Raw genomic sequence first — 21,860 nt, 5'->3', positions numbered from 1 at the left:
TACTCCTCCTATTTACCTGTGATTGATTCCGTATATCCTAGCTGGCTCATGATGCTTTTCGCAGCTGCTTTTGTCTCCTGGACCAAATGTTCCAAACGCTCTTCCGTAAATCGCGATGTGGCACCAGCTAAGCTCAAGCCAGCAATAACTTGCCCTGTAAAATCACGAATGGGGACTGCCAAGGCTGCAGAATCCGGCTCCAGTTCACCATAGCTCACGGTGTAACCACTCTCACGCGCATCGTGTATCCTTTTCCACAGCACTTGCTCATCCGTATTGGTACCCGGAGCGATTTTTTTCCATTCAACCCGATTCAAGAAAGCGGTAATTTCGTCATCCGGCATGAACGATAACAATATGCGCGGGCACGCTCCAGCATACAGCGGCGCCCTTCTCCCTACCTGGGTGTATACCCGCACGTACCCACGTGTATCCACTTTTTCAATATAAACTCCTTCATCTTGATCGCGAATAATCAGATTGACGGCTTCCTCGACACTATCACGTAATTGCAGCATGTACGGAAGCGCAATTTTTCTGATCTCCAATCGCTGTGCCACGATGTTTCCAAACTCGAGCAGCTTCAAGCCCAGTTGGTACTTGGGCGGTTGATGGTTCGTTGTTTTGGAGACGAAACCACGCATTTCAAGGGTCTGGATGATCCGAAATACCGTGCTTTTCGGCATCTGTGACAATTCCACGAGTTCCGCCAAACTCAATTCAGTGTTACCAATGAAGTACTCTAAAAACTCCAGTGTTTTCAACACACTTCGGTTTGCTGTTTTTTCCATTTTTCATCACCACTTTATCGTCCCAAAATACGGAATGGCATTTTGTATTATGGTATAAGATAATCGTAAAATAATTCTGTCATCACGGTCAATACATTTTTAACCCCCTTCTCGCCGTTCAACCTACTGGAAAAGGGGGCCAACTCGTTGGCTAATGAATATTCTTTTTCTTGAACCGCCCACCAGAAACATCGTGAATATGGCCAATTGCCAAAAATGCTGAGGAATCGATTTCCTCCACGATGGATTTCAGCTTTGCTTCTTCCAGCCGAGTAATGACACAGAAGATGACTTTTTTGACGTCTCCGGAGTAGCCACCTTCCCCATTTAAATAGGTAATTCCCCGCCCCAATCTCGCCGTTAACGCATCGCCAATTTCGTCAGGATAATCACTGATAATCCATACTGATCTTGATTGCTCGAGTCCGACCATGGTAATATCAATCATTTTATAAGCGATGTAGTAAGCAATTAACGAGTACATCGCCCGGTCCCACCCAAAAATAAAGCCGGCACTGCCTAAAATAAAGATGTTAAAAAACATGACCAATTCGCCGACCGAAAACGGACTTTTCCTCGTCATCAGGATCGCTACAATCTCTGTCCCATCCAAGGAGCCGCCTGCGCGAATGACGAGGCCCACACCAATGCCGATGGTGATCCCCCCAAAAACAGCCGAAAGGAGCAAATCGTCCGTCAAGCTAGGGACATGATGGAGATAGCTCGTCCCCAACGACATCACGACCACACCGAACAGCGTGGAGATGGCAAATGTCTTGCCAATTTGCTTGTAGCCAATGAGTAAAAAAGGAAGATTCAACAGGAATAAAAATAAGCCGAGTGGGCCTCCGGTCAGCTTTGAGACCATAATGGAAACGCCGGTTACTCCACCGTCAATGATGTTGTTTGGAACCAGAAAGATTTCCAGTCCAACTGCCACCAACAAGGCTCCAATAATAATTCCGAGAGCTCTCAGTGCGATTCTGCTTTTTTTCTTCCGCTTATGAGTGATCGGTGCAACAGCTTTTGCATCCATTTTGATCATCCTTAGCCGTTTTTTTCTTACCACCTCATCTTTCCCTGGTATGAAAAAAAATAGCCAGCCAGGATTTCTCCCAGCTGACTCTTGAACATCCATTAGCCCCAAACAGCAATAGATATAATGCCAATTGTGATCATCAAAGACATGGACAGACGCCATAAGCGTTGTCGCTCCTTTAGCAGGAACACCCCGAGCAGCGTACCAAAAACCGTACTTACCTCACGAATAGGTGCAATAGCTGCAAGTGGTGCCAAAGTCATGGCAAACAAGAACAACAAGTACGAGCCTGGTGAAAGAACGGAACCAAGTACAATCGTTTTCCAGTTTTTTTGCCACTCACGACGAATGAGTCCTTTCTTCCAAACGAAGCCCCCGGCGACAATCAAACACGCAAAGTTGGTTATTTCCAATAAAGCGAATGGAGAAAATTGTTGCACGATTTGCTTGTCAGTTAACGTGTACCCTGTAATACATAGTCCAACCGCAAATGCGTATCGCAGGGCAAGCGGATTCACAGGTTGAGCCTTGCGTCCAGTGCCAATCATCCCACTAATGGCGAAAACTCCGATCACGATGCAAATGACACCCAGCCATCCCGGTACAGATAAATACTCTTGAAAGAAGATCGCACTAAAAAACGGAATGAGAAGCGTCCCCGTCCCCCTCATGATGGGGTATACCTGTGAGATATCCCCGTATGTATACGCCTTTGAAATCAACAAGGTATAGCATCCTTGAAAGAAAAAGGACATAGACAGAAAAAGTACCAAGGACCATGTCAGTTGTACGTGCATCAATTCCCAAATGAGAACTGGCAAGAGAATCACGGTTGTTGGCAATGTAATCAACCAAAGAAACGCCATTTTGTTCTCACTTTTTTTCGTGAACAGGTTCCAGACTGCGTGCGCAAGGCCAGACGATAGTACGAGCAGAATCGAAATCGATAGCATGTGTGCCCCTTCTCTCTTGTTGTACAAATACAACCAAAGACAACAAAACACATTGCGTTCAGTTGCTTTTTATTCGATGTGTTCAGTATACACCCAGTCCCCGCAAAAATTAAGCATTGTTTCTGCTCCAGGCCAAACCAATTTGTCGATGCTGCGATCAAACGCATCTTTTTCCATTCTCCGCATTTTGGGTTATAATGGTGGGATGACACTTCGTTCGGAGGATCTGACTACATGTTGCAAAGAGAGTTGACTCGGGAACAAGCGATACAAGTAGGCGAGCAAATCCTAATTGCCGTCGAAGGACACATCATTGAACGGGGCTATACGTACTTTTCAGATGGCGTCGTCTTCAATACGCGCGTAGAACAAGGCCAATATTTGACGAGTGATGTGCAAGGTTCCGAGGTGTATCATGTTCGCCTCGATATGGAAACAGTTCAAAGTAGTACGTGTACCTGCCCTTATTCGCGCATTTGCAAGCATATTGCTGCTACTTTTTTTCAGATGTACAGTGTGTTCGAGAATCCTCGCACGTTTTTGACCCGCTCCCAACAACCAAGACGGGTTACTTTTGCTCCTCATATGCTGATTCCTGCTTATAAATACAGCCATACCACTCCTTCTCAGTCTCATACAGCATCTGTTTCCTTTTCGCTTACCGCGAACAGCTCCGTCAAAGAGTGGTGGACATTTTTTGAAAGCTGGACACGCAACCTGTTTGCGGCCATGGAATCGTGCCGAGCTTCCTCTGAGTTACTGTCGAGCTATCAAAATGTGCTGGGCGTTGCTGCCTCGTGGCCGAAGGATCGGGCACAACTGTTTGTCATTCATGCCAATCTGTTTCATCTCATAAAGCTTACACAATACGTCAAAACTTACCGTCAATCATACTGGTTCCTGGATTTGGTTCAGACGGCCGAGCGGCTATTGGATCAATTAGAAGGGACATTGTATTTCGCGGATATCCCTGCTCTCTTGGCAGACCACCAGGATGCCATCGTAGATACTCTTCACCTGACAAAACAATTGAAAGAAAACGAAGCCACTTCCCTCTACTGGATATTCGCCTATCAAATGTTATGGTGGATGCTTTTGAAGAAGCCGGAGTGGGTCCAAGAGGAGATCCATGTGCTGGATCAACTTATCGACGATGAAAACAATTCTGACGCCGAAAAGGAAAAAGGATTGCTGCTCCGTGCCCACTTTCATGTGATGGAAAAAGAGGACGAAGCTGCTCTCCATATCTGGAAAAGAATGAGCAGCTTGAACCTCTCCTTCTACTTGTCTTATATGAAATCATTCGCTCGAAACGGGGAATGGCAACGATTTCTCGATTGGACGGCTTCTTTGACGTCCTTAATCGGCCAAGCCGATTCACAGCAATACCGACTCGTTATCGCCATTTGGCAGGAAGCGATGGAGCAAGTTGGCCGATCAGCCGAGTGCGGCACCAAGCTGAAGCAGTTCTTACCGAGCAGTTATCACGAATATGCCGCCTATTTATATGAAGAACGACAGTTTCAGCAATGGATCGATTTGCAAATGTCGTTTCAAGTACCGATGGCGGATATCTCGATCGTGCAGGTGAAAGAAATCGAGGAAGCCGAGCCGACCCTGCTCTTCCCTTTATATTTGCGTGAGGTGAACAGACTGATTACGGAACGTAATCGAACGGCCTACAAAGAAGCGATCAAGCTCATGAAAAAGGTAAGGACGATTTACAACAAAGCAAACCAAGATACGCGCTGGGAACGATACGTTGAACAATTATCTGCCAAACATAATCGATTACGTGCTTTTCAAGAAGAACTAAGGAGAGGAAATTTCAACTTATGAACACCGTCACTACATTGGTTCTAGACGGAGAGCTTTTGGCAGACGGACAATTCTTGATTACTGGCAAAGACACACAAGGAGCAGTGATCGATCCAGAAGAATTGGCAGGAACGCTTTTTGCGTGGGATGAGTCATCCTATTACGGCACCTTCCTGGACAAAAATGAGCATGGCGTATTGCTCGGCCCTGCCAAGGCCCTCTCCTTTTTCGTCTCCCCCCAGTGGCTTTTGCATCGGACCTATTCATCCAGCACGCCATTTGAACAATTTACACATGTAGCGGTAATGATCCGTGATACGCTAGCCCAAGGCTCCATTGCACCTGATTTTTCTTCCTGGAAAAAAGGGCAGATAGGCTGGAGAGCCCTGCATACTCCTGCCGATTTTCCGGAGTACGGACACAGGTGGCTTTCGCTCGTCCTGGAGGATTCCTTGCAAGGCACTGGCGAGATTGGACGTAAGTGGGGACAGTTATTGACGCAATACCCGGCTCTGTACGTCATTGGCGCCGAGCTTTCTCCACACCTTCAGGAACAGGAATGGTTGCAATCGATAGGCTGGCTGCCAGATACAACACCGTTTCGAACATGCTTGCAAATCGTCGAGGCCGAGGAGCACCCAAATGACTGGCAACTCCAAGTGTATTTGCAGAATCGTGAAGAGCCAGATCAGTTATTTCTCATTGAGCCACACCAGTTGACGGCTGAGGGAGCAGCGACCGCTCGCATCCCTGCTGACTGGCGTGAACACTGGAATCGTTTTCTCACGGACCTTAGCAAATGCAAAGAGATTCTACCCTGGCTAAAAGACACCGAGGAAAATCAAAGCCGTTTTCTCACCCGACTGACGAACGAGCAAGCATGGATCTTTTTGACGTCGAGCAGTTTGCAGTTGGTGCAAGCAGGTATTCACGTCTTTCTGCCAGCATGGTGGGAGCAAGTACGGCGGGTAAAACCGAAGCTGAAAGCCAAGATTACATCCTCTGTCGGTGCTAGCAGACAGTCCTTTCTGGGTATCTCCCAGCTCATGGATTTTGAATGGAAGCTCGCCTTAGGACCTGTGGAGCTCAGCGAAGAGGAATTTGAACAACTCATTAAACAAAAGCAGCGCCTGCTGAAAATTCGCGGGCATTGGGTACAATTGACTCCCGATCTATTCTTGCAGTTGCAGGAAGCACTCAAGAAAAGTCAAGCGAAAAACGGCATGACGCTGCGCGATGTCATGAGAATGCACCTCGCCCCTTCTGTGGAGGTTGAGGAGCTGCCCGATGAAGAGTTCGATTTCGACACTTCCCTAACTGTTGAAGTTCAGCTAAACCAGCATTTGCGAGAGCTCTTGAATCAATTGCAAGAAACAAAGCGTATCCCGATCATGGAACAGCCATCTACTTTTCACGGGACGTTGCGAAATTATCAGCTGGAGGGCAGTTCGTGGCTGTTCTTTTTACGCCGATTTGGATTGGGAGCTTGTCTGGCCGATGACATGGGATTGGGGAAAACGGTTCAGTTTATTACGTATTTGCTTCACGTCAAGCAATATGGCCCAGCCAGTACTCCATCTCTTCTAATCTGCCCGACCTCCGTCATAGGCAACTGGCAAAAAGAGCTGAAGCGTTTCGCCCCTTCTCTTCAAGTGATGATTCATTATGGCAATGATCGCCAAAAGAAAGAGGCGTTTTTGCCAGCAATCAAGGGAGCAGATCTGGTGATTACCTCCTACGCCCTGTCCCATTTGGATGAGCAGGAGCTAGGAATGGTTACATGGGATACGATTTGTCTTGACGAGGCGCAAAATATTAAAAACGCCTATACAAAGCAAGCGTCCGCTGTTCGCGATTTGAAAGCATGGCACCGGATTGCTCTCACAGGCACTCCGATCGAAAATCGTCTGAGTGAGCTCTGGTCTATTTTTGACTTCCTGAATCCTGGCTACTTGGGAAGTCTCGGGGAATTTACCCAGCGCTTTGTCCATCCGATCGAGCGCGACCAAGACCAGCAACTCATCAATCAAGTGCAACGACTCATTCAGCCTTTCCTGCTCCGTCGTGTGAAAACCGATCCGAACATTCAGCTAGACTTGCCAGACAAGAATGAGAGCAAGGAATATGTACCGCTGACTACCGAGCAAGGCGCACTTTATGAGACGGCGATTCAAGATATGTTTGATCGAATGGAAAAAGCCTCCCCTATGGAACGGCGAGGTCTAATTCTGACGACACTGACACGTCTCAAACAATTGTGTGACCATCCCGCCCTCATTTTGAATGAAATCTCAACAGCAGATGAAGCCAGTCGCTCGCACAAATTGGAAAGGCTGCTGGAATTGGTTGAGGATCTTCGCCAAAAGAAAGAGCGTTGCCTGATTTTTACCCAATACATCGAAATGGGCAATTTGCTCCAACGTGTACTGACACGAGAAGGTTATGGACCTGTCTACTTCCTAAATGGGTCCACAAAGAAAGAAAAACGTGATGAAATGATCGCTCGTTTTCAAGACTCGACACTTCCGGACCATGAACGCGGGGCCATCTTCATTCTTTCCTTGCGAGCAGGTGGAACAGGCTTGAATTTAACGGAAGCCAACCACGTCATTCACGTCGATCGCTGGTGGAATCCTGCGGTAGAAAATCAGGCGACTGACCGTGCTCATCGCATAGGCCAGTTGCGCAATGTTCACGTCTATAAATTCATCTCGCTCGGGACGATTGAGGAACGCATTGATGAGATGATGGAGAGAAAGTTAACCTTGAGCCAGCAGATTGTCGGGACTGGCGAAAGCTGGATCACGGAGCTATCAACGGAAGAGCTGCGGGACTTGTTCACCTTGCGCCATGATTGGCTAGACACGAAAGGATAGATGGAGAATGGAGCCAGTGAAACAAAACGACAGCAATTCCACTATGCCCCGCCCTACAGAACAGCCCAAGCTTCCCGAGGTATGGCAGCGCTTTTTGGAAACTGTTCAAGAACAATTTTCCGATAACCAAACTAAGAAAGAATAAGTGCAAAAACCCAAGGCCTGATCACGTTATGGATCGAGCCTTGGGTTTGATTTTCGGAGTGGAAAGGAAACCTCCACTGTCGTTCCTTTATTCGGGGTACTCGAAAAATGGATGTACCCGCCGTGTGCCTGAATGATTTTATAACAAATCATAAGTCCTAGCCCGGTCCCCTTCTCTTTCGTGCTATAAAAAGGCTCCCCTAATCGTTTCAGCCGTTCTTCCTCCATACCGCAGCCTTGATCAATGATTGTAATCATTACTTGTTCGCTTTCTTTCATTCTTGCCTCGATGTGAATCGTTCCACCTTCTTGCATCGACTCAACAGAGTTTGACAGAAGATTCATGAAAATCTGCTGAATTTGATTCTGGTCGCACCAAATCGTGGTCCCTTCTACTTCATGGACATCGAGTACCAGATCATGTAGCTCTAGCTGCGCTTGCACTATTCGTGTAACCTGTCGCAGTAAATCCGCAATCTTTCTTGGTTCGTACGGTTCTGTACAATCTCTTGATAAAAAGACGTATTCTCGCAGGACACTCTCTAACTGGTGAAATTCAGCCAGCATAATATCAAAATATTCCCTCTTCCATTGATCTCGACGGAGCAATTGTACGAAGCCTTTGATAGAAGTTACCGGGTTTCGTATTTCGTGTGCAACACCAGCAGCCATCTGCCCAATGACGGACAGCTTGTCTATCTTTTGTAAAAACTCTTCTGTCTGCACGTGCTTCGTATGATTTCGGATGATAAATATGACTTGGTTCGGCTCATGTTCTTCATGAATCACCGGGGTTCCCTTTGCCTCCAGCGTGATCTTTTTGCCATTCCGGTCCGGGCAAGTAAAGGTAATGAGACGTGGCTTCTTCTCCTCCGTGATCTGACGAATCGTTTGCATAACGAGTCTGCCCGTTTCCAGTGACAGAACCGCTAGCAGGTGTCGATTCACTACTTCATCAGGAGCGATCTCCAGAACGGATTGAACGGATGGGGAAATATACGTAATGATCCCCTGACTATTGATGATCACGATAATATCAGACAAGTTTTCTGCAATTAATCGATATGGCGATTCACTCACAAGGTGTTGCTTGCGAAGACCGTCTCCTCGCTCATTCTGCTCCACTTCGTATGTATCAATAGCTCGGTGTTGTCCACCATTGAGTAGAAGAAAGGCACTGTTCCTGAACCTTTCCTCACGCTTCAACACACGAGCCAAGTCTTCGGCAGGCATGGGCTCACTAAACCAAAATCCTTGAGCAGAATCACAACCAAGCTGCCAAAGAAAATCCAGTTGCTCCTGCGTCTCTACGCCTTCTGCCGTTACTTGCACGCCCAGACTTCGTGCCATCGCCATGACGGTTTTGATAACGGTCGCCTGTGTGACATCGCGCATGCATTCCCTTACACAAGATTGATCGATTTTTAGCTTGTTCATGGCAAAGCGGGATAGATGTTGAATGCAGCTATAGCCCTTCCCAAAATCATCCAAGCTGATTCTTACTCCGATTCTTTTTAGTTCTGCTAGAATCTCGATTGTACGCTCTCCATCTCTGGTAGAATCCTCGGTAAATTCCAGCTCTAAATAGTGAGGCTGCAAGTTTGTCTCTTCTAAGATTGCTTGAATCCTGCTACCCAACTGGTCCGATACCAAGGTATAAGATGACAGATTCACGCATGTCACAAGAGGTGGTAGTCCAGCGTCCTGCCAAGCTTTGTTCTGCTTGCAAGCCGTTCGGATCACCCACTCCTCCACCAAAAGAATCAACCCGCACTTTTCTGCTAACCAAAATACCCAATTGGGTGACAGTAGCCCTCTTTGATGATGGTTCCATCTTACCAGAGCTTCTGCCCCGATTATTTTGCCTGTTCTTAGGTCGTAGAGTGGTTGATAATACAGGCTAAGCTGCTGATTGACAACCGCTTGATGAAAATCTCGAACGTAGCGATCCAGTTCCTTTTGGTTCATTGTCTTTATACGAACCACGCCTTCCTGGAAATCATTCTGATTTTTCCAACTTTACCCCTGACTCTACTTTATAGGAAGAGCCTAGTACATGTCCATACGTCTACGGTGTATAGAAAAAACCCTCCACAAAGGAAGGGTCAGCTACGCGCGAATTCTCATCAGAGCACGCTCTTCTTCTTTTATCCGCGGACAGGTATAGCAATACTTTTGCTCCCCCGTCTTATAGTACAAACAGCATTGATTCTTGATCCGCACTTTCGCTTGAGGATCACGCATATCCTCGATCCAACGCACACCCACGCGAAATGGATTTTTTTGCAATCCAAAGCTCTCGCCTTCCAGCTGATGAAAGAGGACATCGTAATCAGCCTTCACTTGTTGCTTGATGCTATCCTGTTCTACCAACGCCACAAAAGCATCCATATGATAATTGAACTTGGTCGGGAACTGACCCCAGAGCATCGCTTCTGGGTTTCCCGTTACCTTTGCAAGAGTCGTGAGCAACGGATGCAGGAAATCTTGGAAGTACGCACGATAGCATTCGTTCCGCCAGATTGCACGCTCTTCTTCGCTGGCAGGCGCTTCTACGATCTCCTGCGCCGGAATCACAAAGGCGAATTGCGGATAATCATCTTCGTAAAACAATTCGATCGTCATATTATCCAGCGTCATGGGAAGTGCACGATTCCAGATAGATATCATGTACGAAAGACCGAGAGAAGGGCTCGTGAGCCAACTGCTGATGTATGTACCAGCAGCAGTCAGCTCATGTGCCTTGATTAGCGGCGCATAGATTTGTACGAGCTCATTCATTTGTTTCGGGTCTACCAAATCTCTTGCCTTCATGGAAAATAAGGGATTGGGTCTCGTTTTTGAAGTAATATCAAACCGTTGCGCTAAAAAATCGTCATCCCATTCATGCATCACTATCTCCCTCTCTCATCCATTATCCAGAAAATACCTTGTTCGACTGGTCTAGGTACGTGCCGAACTGTGCTTGATACAGTCTGCTATAGAGGCCTTCACGAGCCAAGAGCTGATCATGACTTCCTTGCTCCGTAATGCCTTGTTCCGTTACAACCATGATTCGATCTGCATTTTTAATGGTAGCCAATCTGTGCGCGATCACCAATGTCGTACGGCCCTTGGACAACTCCTGCAGGGATTGCTGGATCGCCGCCTCCGTTTCGGTATCGAGTGCAGAGGTAGCTTCATCCAAAATCAGGATCGGCGGGTTTTTCAAGAACATGCGCGCAATCGCCAGTCTTTGTTTTTGACCACCGGACAATTTGACTCCGCGTTCACCAATGATCGTCTCAAGACCAGCAGGCTGGGAACGGATAAACTCTTCTAGTTTAGCCAGACGCGCTGCTTCCCAGATATCTTCCTCGGAAGCGTTTAGTTTTCCATACACGATATTTTCTCGAATCGTCCCTGAAAAGAGGAACACATCTTGCTGAACGATCCCGATTTGGCTGCGCAATGACGCTAACGTGATTTGGCGGATATCCATTCCATCAATGCTGATGCTGCCCCCGCCGATCTCATAAAATCTCGGCAAGAGACTGCACAATGTGGTTTTTCCTGCTCCAGAAGGGCCTACAAACGCAATTGTCTCGCCCGCCCGGATGTTCAAATCAATGTTTTGCAAAACAGAAGACTCTTGGTCGTAGCTAAACGAAACATCCTTGTACGAGATATCGCCCTTCAACGACTCTACCTGGATCGCATCTGGAGCATCCGCAATATCCGGTGCTGTGTCCATGATTTCGATGTAGCGCTTAAAGCCGGCAATCCCTTTTGGATAACTCTCGATAATCGCATTAATTTTCTCCAACGGACGGAAAAATACATTTGTTAACAGCAAGAACGCGACAAATTCACCGTAGGTCAATTCACCTTGAATGACAAACCAGCTTCCGCAAATCAAGACAAACAAATTGACTAAACGCATCAGTACGTAACTGACCGAAATATTTTGTGCCATGATTTTGTAGGACAACAGCTTGGTTATCCGGAAACGCTGGTTGTTCTCTGCGAATCTTTTGTTTTCAAATTGCTCGTTGGCAAAAGCTTGTACGACACGCATTCCACCTACGTTGTCCTCCACGCGTGCGTTGAAATCGGCCATGTCGCCGTACAGACGATGGAACGCTCCCGTCATTTTACGGTTGAAGTGAACAACGAAGAATATCAAGAACGGAATCACCAAGAATGTGAGGAGCGCCATTTCTTCATTAATATTGAACATCAGGAGAAAAGCACCGATCAGCGTCATCACGGCGATAAACAAGTCTTCCGGGCCGTGGTGAGCAACCTCCCCGATCTCCATCAAGTCATTCGTTAGGCGAGATAACAGATGCCCCGTCTTGGTATTATCGAAAAAGCGGAAAGAGAGCTTTTGAATATGGTCGTACAGCTTCTTTCTCAAATCCGTCTCGATATTAATCCCAAGCATATGTCCCCAGTACGTGACGACATAGTTCATCCCCGAGTTAAGACCGTACAAAGCCAAAAGGCCAATGCACGCCCACACGATCATATTCCAATCCTTGCTTGGAAGTAATTGATCGACAACCATGTTCACTGCAAGCGGAAATCCCAACTCCAACAAGGCAACGAATACTGCACACGTGAAGTCGAGGATGAATAATCCACGATAAGGCCGATAGTAAGAAAAAAATCTGCGAAGCATTGAAGCAGCAACTCCTCTCTCTCAAGAACACATCAATCAAGTATTTGATTTTGAAAATCATTTTCATTATATATGGATTTTCTCTTGATATCGATCCTTAATTGGGATTTTTTTCTGTTCGGAGCACATTTGGTTTGTAGGAAAAGTTTCTATGAAGAAAAAAACGGCCCGAACGCCTCTTGTCCTTTGCCGACTGAGGGGGTTCGAACCGAGTTTTCACTTAAAGTAAATCTTGATAAGCAGGCACCCCACCCGCTCCTTTAGCAGAAAGGATTGCATTGACGACTGCTTCCGCGAGTACTTCTACACTCAGCGACCCGACGAGATTGACCGAAGCATCCACGCCCCCTGTTGCGATGGCAAAAATCGTATCTCCATCACTCATCGTGTGAACCGGATGAATCGTTTTTGCCAGTCCATTATGCGCCATTTGCGCGACTTTGTTGGCTTGTACTTTATTCAAATTCGCGTTGCTCGCAACCACAGCGATCGTAGTATTCGTCCCTGCTGGAACCGGGGGAGTGGAGCCATGTTTACAACCACCTTTCCTAACGTAAATGGACAACCTCTCTTAGTCGTCAGAAAATTCAGTCCGTTATTTCATGATAGCGCTTTCGTCCGGAATGCTCAATCCTGCAAAAACGTCAAGCTTTCCTCTTATTTCATTTTTGCAATAGTCCGATCATATTTCCGAATTGGTCAGCGTGAAATTGCAGTGCTAGAATGATCAATAACAGTATTCCTGCTTTTTAACTGCAAAGGTTGTGACAGAAAGATGGAATTTTCATGGAATCGTAATTTGATTGTGTTATGGATTGGGGTATTTTTCTGTAGCACCGCCTACTCCATCTCCATCCCTTTCCTGCCCATCTTCCTCCATACTTCACTGGGGATCAATGAGCATCTGGAAGCCTGGTCCGGCATTTCGTTTGGCATCACGTTTTTAGCAAGTGCGCTCATCTCGCCATTTTGGGGCTCTCTTGCGGACAAATATGGACGAAAGCCTATGTTGATTCGCTCTGGTTTTAGCCTTGCTTTGTTGTACTTTTTGACTTATTTAATTACGGACCCCTATTTGTTTCTTGTGTTACGGATCTTCCAGGGCTTGCTTGCCGGCTATGTTCCCGCCGCCATTGCGCTGGTAGCGACGAATACACCAGAAAAAAACGTCGGTTACGCACTGGGGATTATGGCGACTTCAGGAGCAACAGGAGGAATCATCGGTCCTTTGGTTGGCGGTGTCGTGAGTCATGTGTGGGGAAATGCGGAAGCTTTCATTTTTTCAGGATTTGTCGTGCTCGTTGCAGCGCTGATCGCAACTTTCTTCGTGAAAGAAACGAACTTGAACCGCTCTGGCAGCCGCTCGAGTGTACGGGAAGATTTGCGAGCTGCGCTGGCAAACCGCCAGTTGATGTCCATCCTTGGTATGAGCCTGATGGTCACGATTTCCGTTATGCTTCTTGAACCTTTATTAACGGTGTATGTCATGCAATTGGGCGCTTCGCAGCAAAACGCTTCCCTTAGCTCCGGCATCATTTTTGCAGCAGTGGGCATCGCGACAGTCATTGCTGCTCCACAGTGGGGAAAGCTCGGGACAAAGGTCGGCTATTCCAAAATCTTGTTCATTGGCTTAATGGGTGGAGCGATCGGAAATTTACTGCAATTTTTCTTCACCAATCTGTATGGATTTGGCATTTTGCGATTCGCGTACGGCCTGTTTTTTGCCGCTGTTTATCCATCGATCAACGCCATGATTGTAAAAGTCACGGAACCAGAATTTCGCGGCAGAGCATTTAGCTTGAACCAATCCTCAACGCAGCTCGCGACCATGATGGGGCCGATCATTGGCGGCTTTCTCGGAGGGCTCATCCCGATTCGCTTCGTATTTATCATCAATGGTATTGCGCTGTTGATTACGGCCATCTTGATTCACTCCAAACGATCCCAATTGACCGGACAGCCGTTGCAGCAGCAGGCAACTGAGCGTAAGCTAGCTACGAAGTAACGAAATGCTTCACAAGCGAAAACTCCCTTTCAAGCATGCAGGTGAGAACCTGGCGATGACAGAAGGGAGTTTTTTCACGTCCTTTTCTTCTTCTAGCCTATTCGCTACAATAGTAGAAAGCGGACGAATCAGCCAAAAAGATTCGGACACCCCTGAAAAGTAATTCGTACTACGTATTTTTCAACAGTCAAATTACATACACCATGGACCTACCCGCATATTCCGATTTGACGAGGCCACTTATCTTACGCAATAAGTGACTGACTATTTCGTGATTTTCATTTCAATGGGGAAAGGGGAACAGATCCATGTCGGGAAAAACGGTGATTATACTTACACTTATCATTATTGGGCTCATCTGCGTTAACCTGTTTGTTGCAAACGGTTTTATTCGCCTGCTGGCAATCGCAGGTATCTTAGGGATTACCTTTGTTTTGCAGGGGGCCGTGATTCGAAGGTAGTAAGGCTGATGCCAATTCCTCTCCCATCCGCCGCCTTTCCATGATTAACGACGAGATTTCTCAAGGTTGCTGCTGATAACCGTGAGAGCAGCTGCCCCAAGCACCATCACTCCACCGACCCATGGCGTATGAATCAATCCAATCGTATCGACAATAATCCCTCCCACAAAGGCGCCAATCGCAATGCCGAGGTTGAATGCCGCAATGTTCATGGCAGAAGCTACATCAACAGCGCTTGGCACGTATTTTTCAGCCAACTGCACGACATATACCTGTAAGCCCGGTACATTCATAAAAGCCAAGAGGCCCATAAACATAATTGTGATGGTCCCCACCCACTTGAAAGGCGCCGTAAATGTTAAAATGATCAGAATGATCGCCTGGATAATAAACATCCAGCGCAACGCTTTTAACGGATTCTTGTTCGCTGCTTTTCCTCCAACCGTATTACCTATCGCTACGGCAATTCCATAGACGAGAAGAATCAGACTGACAGCACTCGCCTGATAACCTGTGATTTCTTCCAAAATCGGACCTAAGAACGTAAAGGTTACGAACGTACCGCCGTAGCCAAGTGCTGTAATCGCAAAGACAAGCAACAGCGGTAAGTTTGTGATTATTTTCACTTGGTCTTTAATAGAAGCAGGCTTGGTTTTTTTCAAATGGCCTGGTACCAGAATCGCTGTCGAGATAAGTGCAATCACTCCAAGCATGGCTACTCCCCAAAAAGTCGCTCTCCATCCAAACATTTGTCCAATAAACGTTCCCAAAGGTACACCTGTAACAGTTGCAACGGTCAGACCAGTAAACATCGTCGCAATCGCGCTGGCACGCTTATTCTCTGGCACCAGATCGGCTGCAATCGTAGAACCGATGGAGAAAAATACACCATGTGAAAACGCGGTAAAGAAACGCGCAAAGATTAAAATCGCAAAGCTACTCGACAAGGCTGCCGCACTGTTTCCGACAACAAAAACAATCATCAAAAGCATGAGCAGCGTTTTGCGTGGGACTCGACTTGTGAGTGCTGTAATAATCGGTGCTCCAATCGCTACCCCTAATGCATAGCCAGAAATAAGAAGTCCTGCTAAAGTGATCGTTACTTTCAAATCCTGTGCGACTGTAGACAACAAACCAACAATAACAAATTCGGTAGTCCCGATTCCAAATGCGCTGATTGCGAGAGCAAGTAAAGCAAGAGTGGAGTTTTTCGCACCAGGTGCTTGCTGCTTTTCGTTGGATGTAATCGTGCTCATCTGAGTTGTATCCTCCCTTAATTTTTCTTGCCAGTCAAAAAGCAGGGCCCTTACTTATCATGATTGGCGAATATGTTGCATCTGGATGCTATTATGTCTCATGCCTCACTTGATAGGAAGTACGTACTTTCAAGTATCATAGGCACTAAAAAGTACCTTACAGCCGTAATCAAGCAATAAAAAAAGCCGGGAAGACTGTCTTCCCGACTCAATATCCTATCTTTCTTGCAACGCTACTTTTAAACCTAATACGATGTAAACAGATCCTACGATCTTGCCACTCCAGCGGCCCAGCCAGGAAATTCGCTTCACCAGATGCCCTAATGGTCTGATGCTGATCGCAATCAAGGCAGTGTAAAAGAACCCCAAGATGGCGAAAATCATTCCCAAAACGAGGAATTGGAGAATGGCTCCCCCTCGCTCCGGATGGACGAATTGCGGCAGAAAAGCAAGGAAAAACAACGCTGTCTTCGGATTCAGAACTTCTGCGAGGATGGCTTGCCCATACGATTGCAACGGGGGCAACGGTGTTACTTTTGGCAGCTCTGGGTCAACCGGTTTCTCCAGCATGGCCCGAACCCCTAAGTAGACCAAGTAAGCCGCTCCCGCGAATTTCACGAGATTGAATGCCCATGCAGATGTCATCAAAATCGCTGATAAACCGACCGCAGCAAAAATCGTATGAATGAAGTCGCCGGTAGCAATGCCCAGCCCTGCCATAATCCCTGCTTTACGTCCCCCTTGTACGGTACGCGTCGCGGTTAACAGGACGGCGGGTCCCGGTATTAAAAAGAGGCCGATCACAACAGCCAAAAATGCTCCCATGGTAGTCCAATCAAACATGTGCTCTCCCTCTTTGTATCGAAAAATCAAATTCTCTTCCTATCATAAACGAAGAGTAGCCAGAACGATACGGTTTAGGCTTACTTTTCGACTTCATGAGCTTTCGGCGGAAACAAGATCGTGATGGTCGTCCCCTCACCCACTTTGCTATCCAGGGAGATGATCCCCTTATGTGCCTCCACAATCCCTTTCACAATCGTCAACCCCAATCCTGCTCCACCGCGTTCCCTTACTCGCGAGCGATCTCCCCGATAAAAACGCTCAAAGACGTAGGGAAGGTCCTTTTGATCGATGCCCGTGCCGCTGTCCTTGACTTGCAAACGAACCATCGTACTCGGTTTGTCTACAGTTACCACGACTTCTCCTCCCGCTGGTGTATGCTTGCAGGCATTCGTCAACAAATTGGCCATGATTTGTGCCAGTCTCTGCCTGTCTCCTTTGATCCAGACTGCGTGATCTCCGTTGAAGTGAAAATTCACTTGAGCACGGGCAAAGGTTGCACTCATCGACTCGGTGACTTCTTTGACAACCTCACGCAGATCCACCTCTTCACTGCGCATTTGCAAGGAGCCTGACTCCACCTGGATCACCTGATCTAAATCGCGAACAAGACGGCTCAAACGCAGCACCTCAGACCTTGTGCTTTCGAGATTTTTGGGAGTTGCTTCCCATATGCCGTCAATCATCCCCTCTACTTGGGCAAGTAAGGTGTTCAGTGGTGTTCGTAATTCATGAGCGATATCGGAGGTCAGTCGCTTGCGCAGCTCCTCCTGGTGCTCAAGACTGTGAACCAGGTTGTTAAAAGCAGCGACCAATGAAGTAACTTCATCCTTGCCACGAGGCTCCAGTACGCGTATGGACAGATTGCCCCGCGCGACTCCTTGTGCTGCTGTGCTCACTTGTACGACCGGGCGCACCATGGTCCGGGCGAGCGGTATGCTGATAATGATAACCAGAATGAGTAGCACAGCCATCGTCCACAACGTCGTGTTTTTATGCGCCCATTGAAAATGGCTTTCCAAGGTCATATACGCACTCCGATCATCGTGGCTGATCACCAGTTGCCCGATCATGGCACCCTTACTCACAAGGGGGATCTTGTCTACACTGTAATTGCTAGTTTGGACTGGCCGCTTGCCCCACTCGTTTTGCACTTGTTGCTGTTGATCGAGGAGGGTGATATGCAATCCCAAGACCTCGGAAACTGCTTCTAGCTTATGGTAGGCTTCCGCTCCCCAGCCTTGATTGTCCTGATACGCCTGGAGTGCGACTCGCGATATTTCTTGGTTATGCTGATTCCTCACTTCATTGGCATACATGGAAAAATGAACATCCATTTCCTTTACGGACAACAAAGAAGAAAAAAGAACAGCACATGCGCCGACTGTCATGATCACAAAGGCAAGCTTTACCCATATATGCTTCATCCTGGCCTCACTTCTTCATGGGATCGTCAAAGCGATAACCCAATCCATAAACCGTCTTAATATATTCCGGTTGCTTCGGGTCTACCTCTATCTTTTGGCGAAGATTTTTGATATGCGTGTCAATCGTTCGGTCGTATCCTTCGAAATCAAAGCCCATAACCTCACGCACGAGCTCCTCCCTGCCCCACGTTCTCCCCGGATAGCGGACAAGCGTTGTGAGCAAGCGGTACTCATTTGGCGTAACTTCCAAAGCGACGCCATTTTTCGTAACTCTCTTCTCATTCATCGATATGGTCAAGTCCCCCACCTCGACGAAATCAGATAGTGTTGAATAGTCTCCCGCACGTCTCATAATGGCTCGAACGCGCGCTACGAGTTCTCTCGGGCTAAACGGCTTGATCAAATAGTCATCAGCGCCAATCGTAAGCCCACGAATCCGATCCGCCTCTCCACTTTTCGCCGTTAGCATCAAGATCGGAACACGGGACTCTTTGCGAATTTGGATGCAGACTTCTTCCCCGCTCAGATCGGGAAGCATTAGATCCAAAATGATACAGGTGAAGGTAACCGTCGTGGCCATTTCGACTGCTTCCTTGCCTGTTTGGGCGGTCAAAACGTGATAGCCTTCCTTTTGCAGATAGGAGGACAATATTTCTAAAATTTGCGGCTCATCATCGACTAGCAGGATCGTAGACATGTGCGTTCCCCCTACTCCTCTTGTATTTGATCCTTTCCTTTTTTCCAGAAAAGCAAAAAGACGAGTGCACCTGCTAGTAAGGCAAAGAGCAAGCGAAACTTGTTTTCACTGAAAGTAATTAGATCATGACCGACGAATGTTTCAAATACCATCGACGGCACTTTTCCAAGCAAGGTCGCAACCAAAAATTGTGCGAAGGTGATATTCGTCAAAGCCGCACCTAAATTGATCACACCGGAAGGCATCATCGGGTTCAATCGGAGCAAAACGATAGCAAGACATTTGCGAAAGCTCGTCGTACCATTGATGGCATGTACCCATTTGAACGATTTCAGCTTTTGGCGCCGATCTGCTTTTTTGAGCGTGTATCGATAAAGGAAAAAGGCGATGCAAGCACCCGCCACCTCTCCCGTTAAGGAAATCAAGAACCCTCCGTACAAGCCAAACACTACCGCATTCGCACCTGATAAAAAAATGGACGGCAATACACCTGCCACACTGATCACGATGTTCAATAATATACTGCCGATAACCCCCAGCATCCCTAGAGAGCGGATCCATTCTGCAAGGGCTTCTATATTCATTATCCAATCCATCCGTCTGTATGACTCCCCTCTGCAACTCTCTCTCTAGAGTAAACGAAACTTGTGAAGAAATCATGGAAAAAAGCAAAACAATCGTAGCCTGATCGACTACGATTGTTTGTTTATTTTTTTCGCGTTATTCTTCTGAGATCGCGATGTACAAATCCACTTGCATGTTGTTAGGATCAGCGCAGCGCACTCCGTCATATCGCTCGAAATCTCCGGTAAATGTCCGCTTGTTCCCTGGTTGCTTAGACCACTCCCACACCTTCGCCCACGCTTCCATCACAACCTCTACCATCGGACCTACTCGCGTCGTAAATACGGCATAGGTAGAAGCCGGCAGCGTCTTGATCGTGAGCTCAGCAGGAAGCTCACCGTTCTTTTCTACAACGGTTCCTACTAACAGGGAGTACTCGCCTGTCTCGTCACTGTCGTAATCGGAGTACACCCCCAGAACAACACCTGGCTCTTTTTGATGGGGAGTTTTGAAGGGATGCTCTTCTTGATAATAGCGCTGCCACAGTTCCCCAATTTTCCCATTCGGTCCGCATTCCGCCTCATTGGTTGTACGAATTTGCAAGCCTGCTACACGCATCTCATCCAGTTTGACAATCGTTGGGTTCATCATTAACCACGCTCCTATAAGAGTTTGTTTACATGACTTAGTATAACGACCGTACCCTGACAACTATCTGTCAACGTTCCAACGCTTATTCATAAAGTTTTGCCATTTTTTTTACCGTATCACCAATTCTCTGCCTCACATGCGCAGGCTCATGTACACACAAGGCATCACCAAAGCTAAGCAGCATTCCGTTTAACCACTCATCGTCTGTCATCATCGTTCGTACCAGCAACGAGCCATCCTGCATTGTTTCTATCGTCTCTGGTTGAAACATATCCCGCACCCTTACATGTACACGCGGCGCAAAGTGGAGGACAAGAGAAATACGCTCCGCTGTATCCCATTCTTCGAGCCATTCCAGTTTATCTACGTGATACGGGCGAGTGGAAAACTCTTCTGTCAGCACAGACATGTCTGCAATCCGCGATAAGCGAAACAGACGATCCTCTTGGCGCTGTAAACAATAGCCATACACGTACCACACATAGCCCTTGATTATCAGTGTTACAGGTTCAATAGTGCGCTCTGTCGCATCGCCTTGTATTTTCGTATAGGTGATCCGCACACGAAGTCTTTTCTCGATGGCTTCTCGCAGCCTGTTTACTTTTTCGGCGATCGCCGGTGTACTGCCCCACGGATTAAAGTCATAAACGACAGGATGTGCACTTCCTTGTAGGGAGGACGGTGCAGTGGTGAGCAACGCTTTTATTTTTTCCAAAAGCTGTCCGATTTGCTTATCGTCTGTAGAGGAATGAACCCCTTTTAGCGCAGCAATAACCGCTACCAGCTCGTCCAAGGATAAGTATTGCCGATCGATCGTAAAATTCTCCATGATCTCGTATCCGCCACTTGCCCCAGGGTACGCTACGATTGGAATACCTGCTGCGTTAATGGTTTCCAGATCCCGATAGACTGTACGCAAGGATACTTCAAAGTGGTCGGATAGTTCACGGGCGCTCACACGGCGCTTATTCAACAGCATGATGACAATAGCGAGTAGCCGTTCTACCTTCATGATTGCCCCACCTTTCTGATGGAATTCAGAAAGACCTAAGAATATCCTTCTGGTTTGAGTCAACATAGTGGGGGAAAAGAAAAAGCACAGTTCTCTTCGACTCTAACACGCCAGCATGGGGGATTCACTGGCCGTCTCCACTTCAAAAAGGGGACCGTCGATCCAAAGCCACCCTACGGGCGGAAGTTTCTCAAGGGAGAAGTGTTCGACAACCGTGGTCCCCTTTTTGAAGTTCCGACTGGGTAGGCGTTGTCAAGGTCTACGAGCCCTGTGCTTTTTCTTTTCGCCAGCTTTACGGATTCATCGAAGCCTTTTAAAACTTAGGACACCAAGTACAACTGCTGTCTAAAACGAATAAACGCCTACTAAAACAAAAAAGAGAACCTGCAGCCTAAACTTGCTGCACATTCCCTTTTTTGCCTTGCTTCCTTCGAAACTATACGCCCATACGTCTGCGTTGATTGTTTGGTTTTTTGGTGAGCTGGCTTTTCATACTCTGATTTTGCGCCTTTTGATTCAACGGATTATTGGCTTGTGCTTGCGCTTGTTTTTTCTCAGCCATTTTGCGCTTCATCGCTTCTTGCAAGCTGACCTTCCCAGGCTTTTGCTCAGTGGTTTCTTTTTCGTTTTGATTTGGCTCCGTCATGCGTAGCAACTCCT

Annotated in this window: 19 protein-coding genes and 1 pseudogene; 5 read left to right on the top strand and 15 right to left on the bottom strand. The window is 47.2% G+C overall.

From position 1 onward, the window contains the following. Window positions 1-8: 8 nt before the first annotated feature. From ACFYU8_RS02400 to ACFYU8_RS02390, 3 genes are all read right to left on the bottom strand, one after another. Entirely contained in the window at window positions 9-791 is a 783-nt protein-coding gene (locus ACFYU8_RS02400; protein WP_390296181.1) for an IclR family transcriptional regulator, read from the bottom strand. Window positions 792-942: 151 nt separating this feature from the next. After that, entirely contained in the window at window positions 943-1,827 is an 885-nt protein-coding gene (locus ACFYU8_RS02395) for a YitT family protein (RefSeq protein WP_390296183.1), read from the bottom strand. A gap of 101 nt (window positions 1,828-1,928) precedes the next feature. Further along, on the bottom strand, window positions 1,929-2,783 hold the full coding sequence (locus ACFYU8_RS02390) for a DMT family transporter (RefSeq protein WP_390296185.1): 855 nt from the start codon (window positions 2,781-2,783) through the stop codon (window positions 1,929-1,931). Between the two features lie 234 nt (window positions 2,784-3,017). Between ACFYU8_RS02390 and ACFYU8_RS02385 the strand changes: the two genes are divergently transcribed. From ACFYU8_RS02385 to ACFYU8_RS02375, 3 genes are read left to right on the top strand one after another with little or no spacing between them, the layout of a single operon-like run. Further along, window positions 3,018-4,622 carry an SWIM zinc finger family protein gene (locus ACFYU8_RS02385; RefSeq protein WP_390296187.1) on the top strand — a complete coding sequence of 535 codons (1,605 nt, stop codon included), beginning with the start codon at window positions 3,018-3,020 and terminating at the stop codon, window positions 4,620-4,622. Further along, the gene (locus tag ACFYU8_RS02380; RefSeq protein WP_390296189.1) at window positions 4,619-7,477 is read left to right on the top strand and encodes a DEAD/DEAH box helicase; all 2,859 of its coding nucleotides are present in this window, start codon (window positions 4,619-4,621) and stop codon (window positions 7,475-7,477) included. The genes ACFYU8_RS02385 and ACFYU8_RS02380 overlap by 4 nt, the downstream gene beginning before the upstream one ends. Window positions 7,478-7,484: 7 nt before the next feature. Beyond that, the gene (locus tag ACFYU8_RS02375) at window positions 7,485-7,622 is read left to right on the top strand and encodes a hypothetical protein (RefSeq protein WP_390296191.1); all 138 of its coding nucleotides are present in this window, start codon (window positions 7,485-7,487) and stop codon (window positions 7,620-7,622) included. Between the two features lie 26 nt (window positions 7,623-7,648). On the opposite strand, the gene ACFYU8_RS02370 is transcribed toward ACFYU8_RS02375, so the two are convergent. The 4 genes and pseudogenes from ACFYU8_RS02370 to ACFYU8_RS02355 all read right to left on the bottom strand — a co-directional run. Beyond that, complete coding sequence (locus ACFYU8_RS02370) at window positions 7,649-9,607, bottom strand: EAL domain-containing protein (protein WP_390296193.1); 1,959 nt, start codon at window positions 9,605-9,607, stop codon at window positions 7,649-7,651. A 123-nt stretch (window positions 9,608-9,730) separates the two neighbouring features. Then, a complete protein-coding gene (locus ACFYU8_RS02365) occupies window positions 9,731-10,513 on the bottom strand; it encodes a Fe-S oxidoreductase (RefSeq protein WP_390296195.1) in 783 nt (260 codons plus the stop codon). Window positions 10,514-10,535: 22 nt separating this feature from the next. Next, window positions 10,536-12,284, bottom strand: coding sequence for an ABC transporter ATP-binding protein (locus ACFYU8_RS02360; RefSeq protein ID WP_390296197.1), 1,749 nt, complete (start codon window positions 12,282-12,284; stop codon window positions 10,536-10,538). Between the two features lie 220 nt (window positions 12,285-12,504). Then, a pseudogene (locus ACFYU8_RS02355) lies at window positions 12,505-12,810 on the bottom strand (P1 family peptidase); the annotation flags it as partial. A 249-nt stretch (window positions 12,811-13,059) separates the two neighbouring features. Here ACFYU8_RS02355 and ACFYU8_RS02350 point away from each other — a divergent pair. Then, window positions 13,060-14,289 (top strand): MFS transporter, encoded by a 1,230-nt coding sequence (locus tag ACFYU8_RS02350; protein ID WP_390296199.1) that lies wholly within the window; start codon window positions 13,060-13,062, stop codon window positions 14,287-14,289. 308 nt (window positions 14,290-14,597) lie between these two features. Then, window positions 14,598-14,750 (top strand): hypothetical protein, encoded by a 153-nt coding sequence (locus tag ACFYU8_RS02345; RefSeq protein ID WP_390296201.1) that lies wholly within the window; start codon window positions 14,598-14,600, stop codon window positions 14,748-14,750. 44 nt (window positions 14,751-14,794) lie between these two features. Here the strand turns inward: ACFYU8_RS02345 and ACFYU8_RS02340 are convergent, their stop codons facing one another. The 8 genes from ACFYU8_RS02340 to ACFYU8_RS02305 all read right to left on the bottom strand — a co-directional run bounded on the left by ACFYU8_RS02340 (window position 14,795) and on the right by ACFYU8_RS02305 (window position 21,846). After that, window positions 14,795-16,006, bottom strand: coding sequence for an MFS transporter (locus tag ACFYU8_RS02340; protein WP_390296203.1), 1,212 nt, complete (start codon window positions 16,004-16,006; stop codon window positions 14,795-14,797). A 216-nt stretch (window positions 16,007-16,222) separates the two neighbouring features. Then, a complete protein-coding gene (locus ACFYU8_RS02335) occupies window positions 16,223-16,849 on the bottom strand; it encodes a LysE family translocator (RefSeq protein WP_390296205.1) in 627 nt (208 codons plus the stop codon). An 80-nt stretch (window positions 16,850-16,929) separates the two neighbouring features. Continuing rightward, window positions 16,930-18,276 carry a sensor histidine kinase gene (locus tag ACFYU8_RS02330; RefSeq protein ID WP_390296207.1) on the bottom strand — a complete coding sequence of 449 codons (1,347 nt, stop codon included), beginning with the start codon at window positions 18,274-18,276 and terminating at the stop codon, window positions 16,930-16,932. A gap of 7 nt (window positions 18,277-18,283) precedes the next feature. After that, window positions 18,284-18,973, bottom strand: coding sequence for a response regulator transcription factor (locus ACFYU8_RS02325; RefSeq protein WP_390296209.1), 690 nt, complete (start codon window positions 18,971-18,973; stop codon window positions 18,284-18,286). Between the two features lie 11 nt (window positions 18,974-18,984). Next, window positions 18,985-19,569 (bottom strand): TVP38/TMEM64 family protein, encoded by a 585-nt coding sequence (locus tag ACFYU8_RS02320; protein ID WP_390296211.1) that lies wholly within the window; start codon window positions 19,567-19,569, stop codon window positions 18,985-18,987. Between the two features lie 124 nt (window positions 19,570-19,693). Next, entirely contained in the window at window positions 19,694-20,188 is a 495-nt protein-coding gene (locus ACFYU8_RS02315) for a GyrI-like domain-containing protein (protein WP_390296213.1), read from the bottom strand. Between the two features lie 82 nt (window positions 20,189-20,270). Continuing rightward, complete coding sequence (locus ACFYU8_RS02310) at window positions 20,271-21,200, bottom strand: helix-turn-helix transcriptional regulator (protein WP_390296215.1); 930 nt, start codon at window positions 21,198-21,200, stop codon at window positions 20,271-20,273. A gap of 436 nt (window positions 21,201-21,636) precedes the next feature. Continuing rightward, on the bottom strand, window positions 21,637-21,846 hold the full coding sequence (locus ACFYU8_RS02305) for a hypothetical protein (protein ID WP_390296217.1): 210 nt from the start codon (window positions 21,844-21,846) through the stop codon (window positions 21,637-21,639). Window positions 21,847-21,860: the final 14 nt, after the last annotated feature.

Origin of the sequence: Brevibacillus sp. NPDC003359, assembly GCF_042878995.1 — a bacterium.
Classification (GTDB): Bacteria; Bacillota; Bacilli; order Brevibacillales; family Brevibacillaceae; genus Brevibacillus.
The sequence above is the reverse complement of the archived record's forward strand: the minus strand, read 5'-3'. Positions and strand labels throughout refer to the sequence as shown.

Coding starts and splice junctions, on each gene's coding strand:
- ACFYU8_RS02325 (WP_390296209.1), bottom strand. CDS start 18,973: ATGTCTACGATCCTGCTAGTCGATGATGAGCCGCAAATTTTAGAAATA.
- ACFYU8_RS02340 (WP_390296203.1), bottom strand. CDS start 16,006: ATGAGCACGATTACATCCAACGAAAAGCAGCAAGCACCTGGTGCGAAA.
- ACFYU8_RS02315 (WP_390296213.1), bottom strand. CDS start 20,188: ATGATGAACCCAACGATTGTCAAACTGGATGAGATGCGTGTAGCAGGC.
- ACFYU8_RS02380 (WP_390296189.1), top strand. CDS start 4,619: ATGAACACCGTCACTACATTGGTTCTAGACGGAGAGCTTTTGGCAGAC.
- ACFYU8_RS02390 (WP_390296185.1), bottom strand. CDS start 2,783: ATGCTATCGATTTCGATTCTGCTCGTACTATCGTCTGGCCTTGCGCAC.
- ACFYU8_RS02385 (WP_390296187.1), top strand. CDS start 3,018: ATGTTGCAAAGAGAGTTGACTCGGGAACAAGCGATACAAGTAGGCGAG.
- ACFYU8_RS02305 (WP_390296217.1), bottom strand. CDS start 21,846: ATGACGGAGCCAAATCAAAACGAAAAAGAAACCACTGAGCAAAAGCCT.
- ACFYU8_RS02345 (WP_390296201.1), top strand. CDS start 14,598: ATGTCGGGAAAAACGGTGATTATACTTACACTTATCATTATTGGGCTC.
- ACFYU8_RS02330 (WP_390296207.1), bottom strand. CDS start 18,276: ATGAAGCATATATGGGTAAAGCTTGCCTTTGTGATCATGACAGTCGGC.
- ACFYU8_RS02365 (WP_390296195.1), bottom strand. CDS start 10,513: ATGCATGAATGGGATGACGATTTTTTAGCGCAACGGTTTGATATTACT.
- ACFYU8_RS02400 (WP_390296181.1), bottom strand. CDS start 791: ATGGAAAAAACAGCAAACCGAAGTGTGTTGAAAACACTGGAGTTTTTA.
- ACFYU8_RS02395 (WP_390296183.1), bottom strand. CDS start 1,827: ATGGATGCAAAAGCTGTTGCACCGATCACTCATAAGCGGAAGAAAAAA.
- ACFYU8_RS02350 (WP_390296199.1), top strand. CDS start 13,060: ATGGAATTTTCATGGAATCGTAATTTGATTGTGTTATGGATTGGGGTA.
- ACFYU8_RS02335 (WP_390296205.1), bottom strand. CDS start 16,849: ATGTTTGATTGGACTACCATGGGAGCATTTTTGGCTGTTGTGATCGGC.
- ACFYU8_RS02360 (WP_390296197.1), bottom strand. CDS start 12,284: ATGCTTCGCAGATTTTTTTCTTACTATCGGCCTTATCGTGGATTATTC.
- ACFYU8_RS02375 (WP_390296191.1), top strand. CDS start 7,485: ATGGAGCCAGTGAAACAAAACGACAGCAATTCCACTATGCCCCGCCCT.
- ACFYU8_RS02320 (WP_390296211.1), bottom strand. CDS start 19,569: ATGGATTGGATAATGAATATAGAAGCCCTTGCAGAATGGATCCGCTCT.
- ACFYU8_RS02310 (WP_390296215.1), bottom strand. CDS start 21,200: ATGAAGGTAGAACGGCTACTCGCTATTGTCATCATGCTGTTGAATAAG.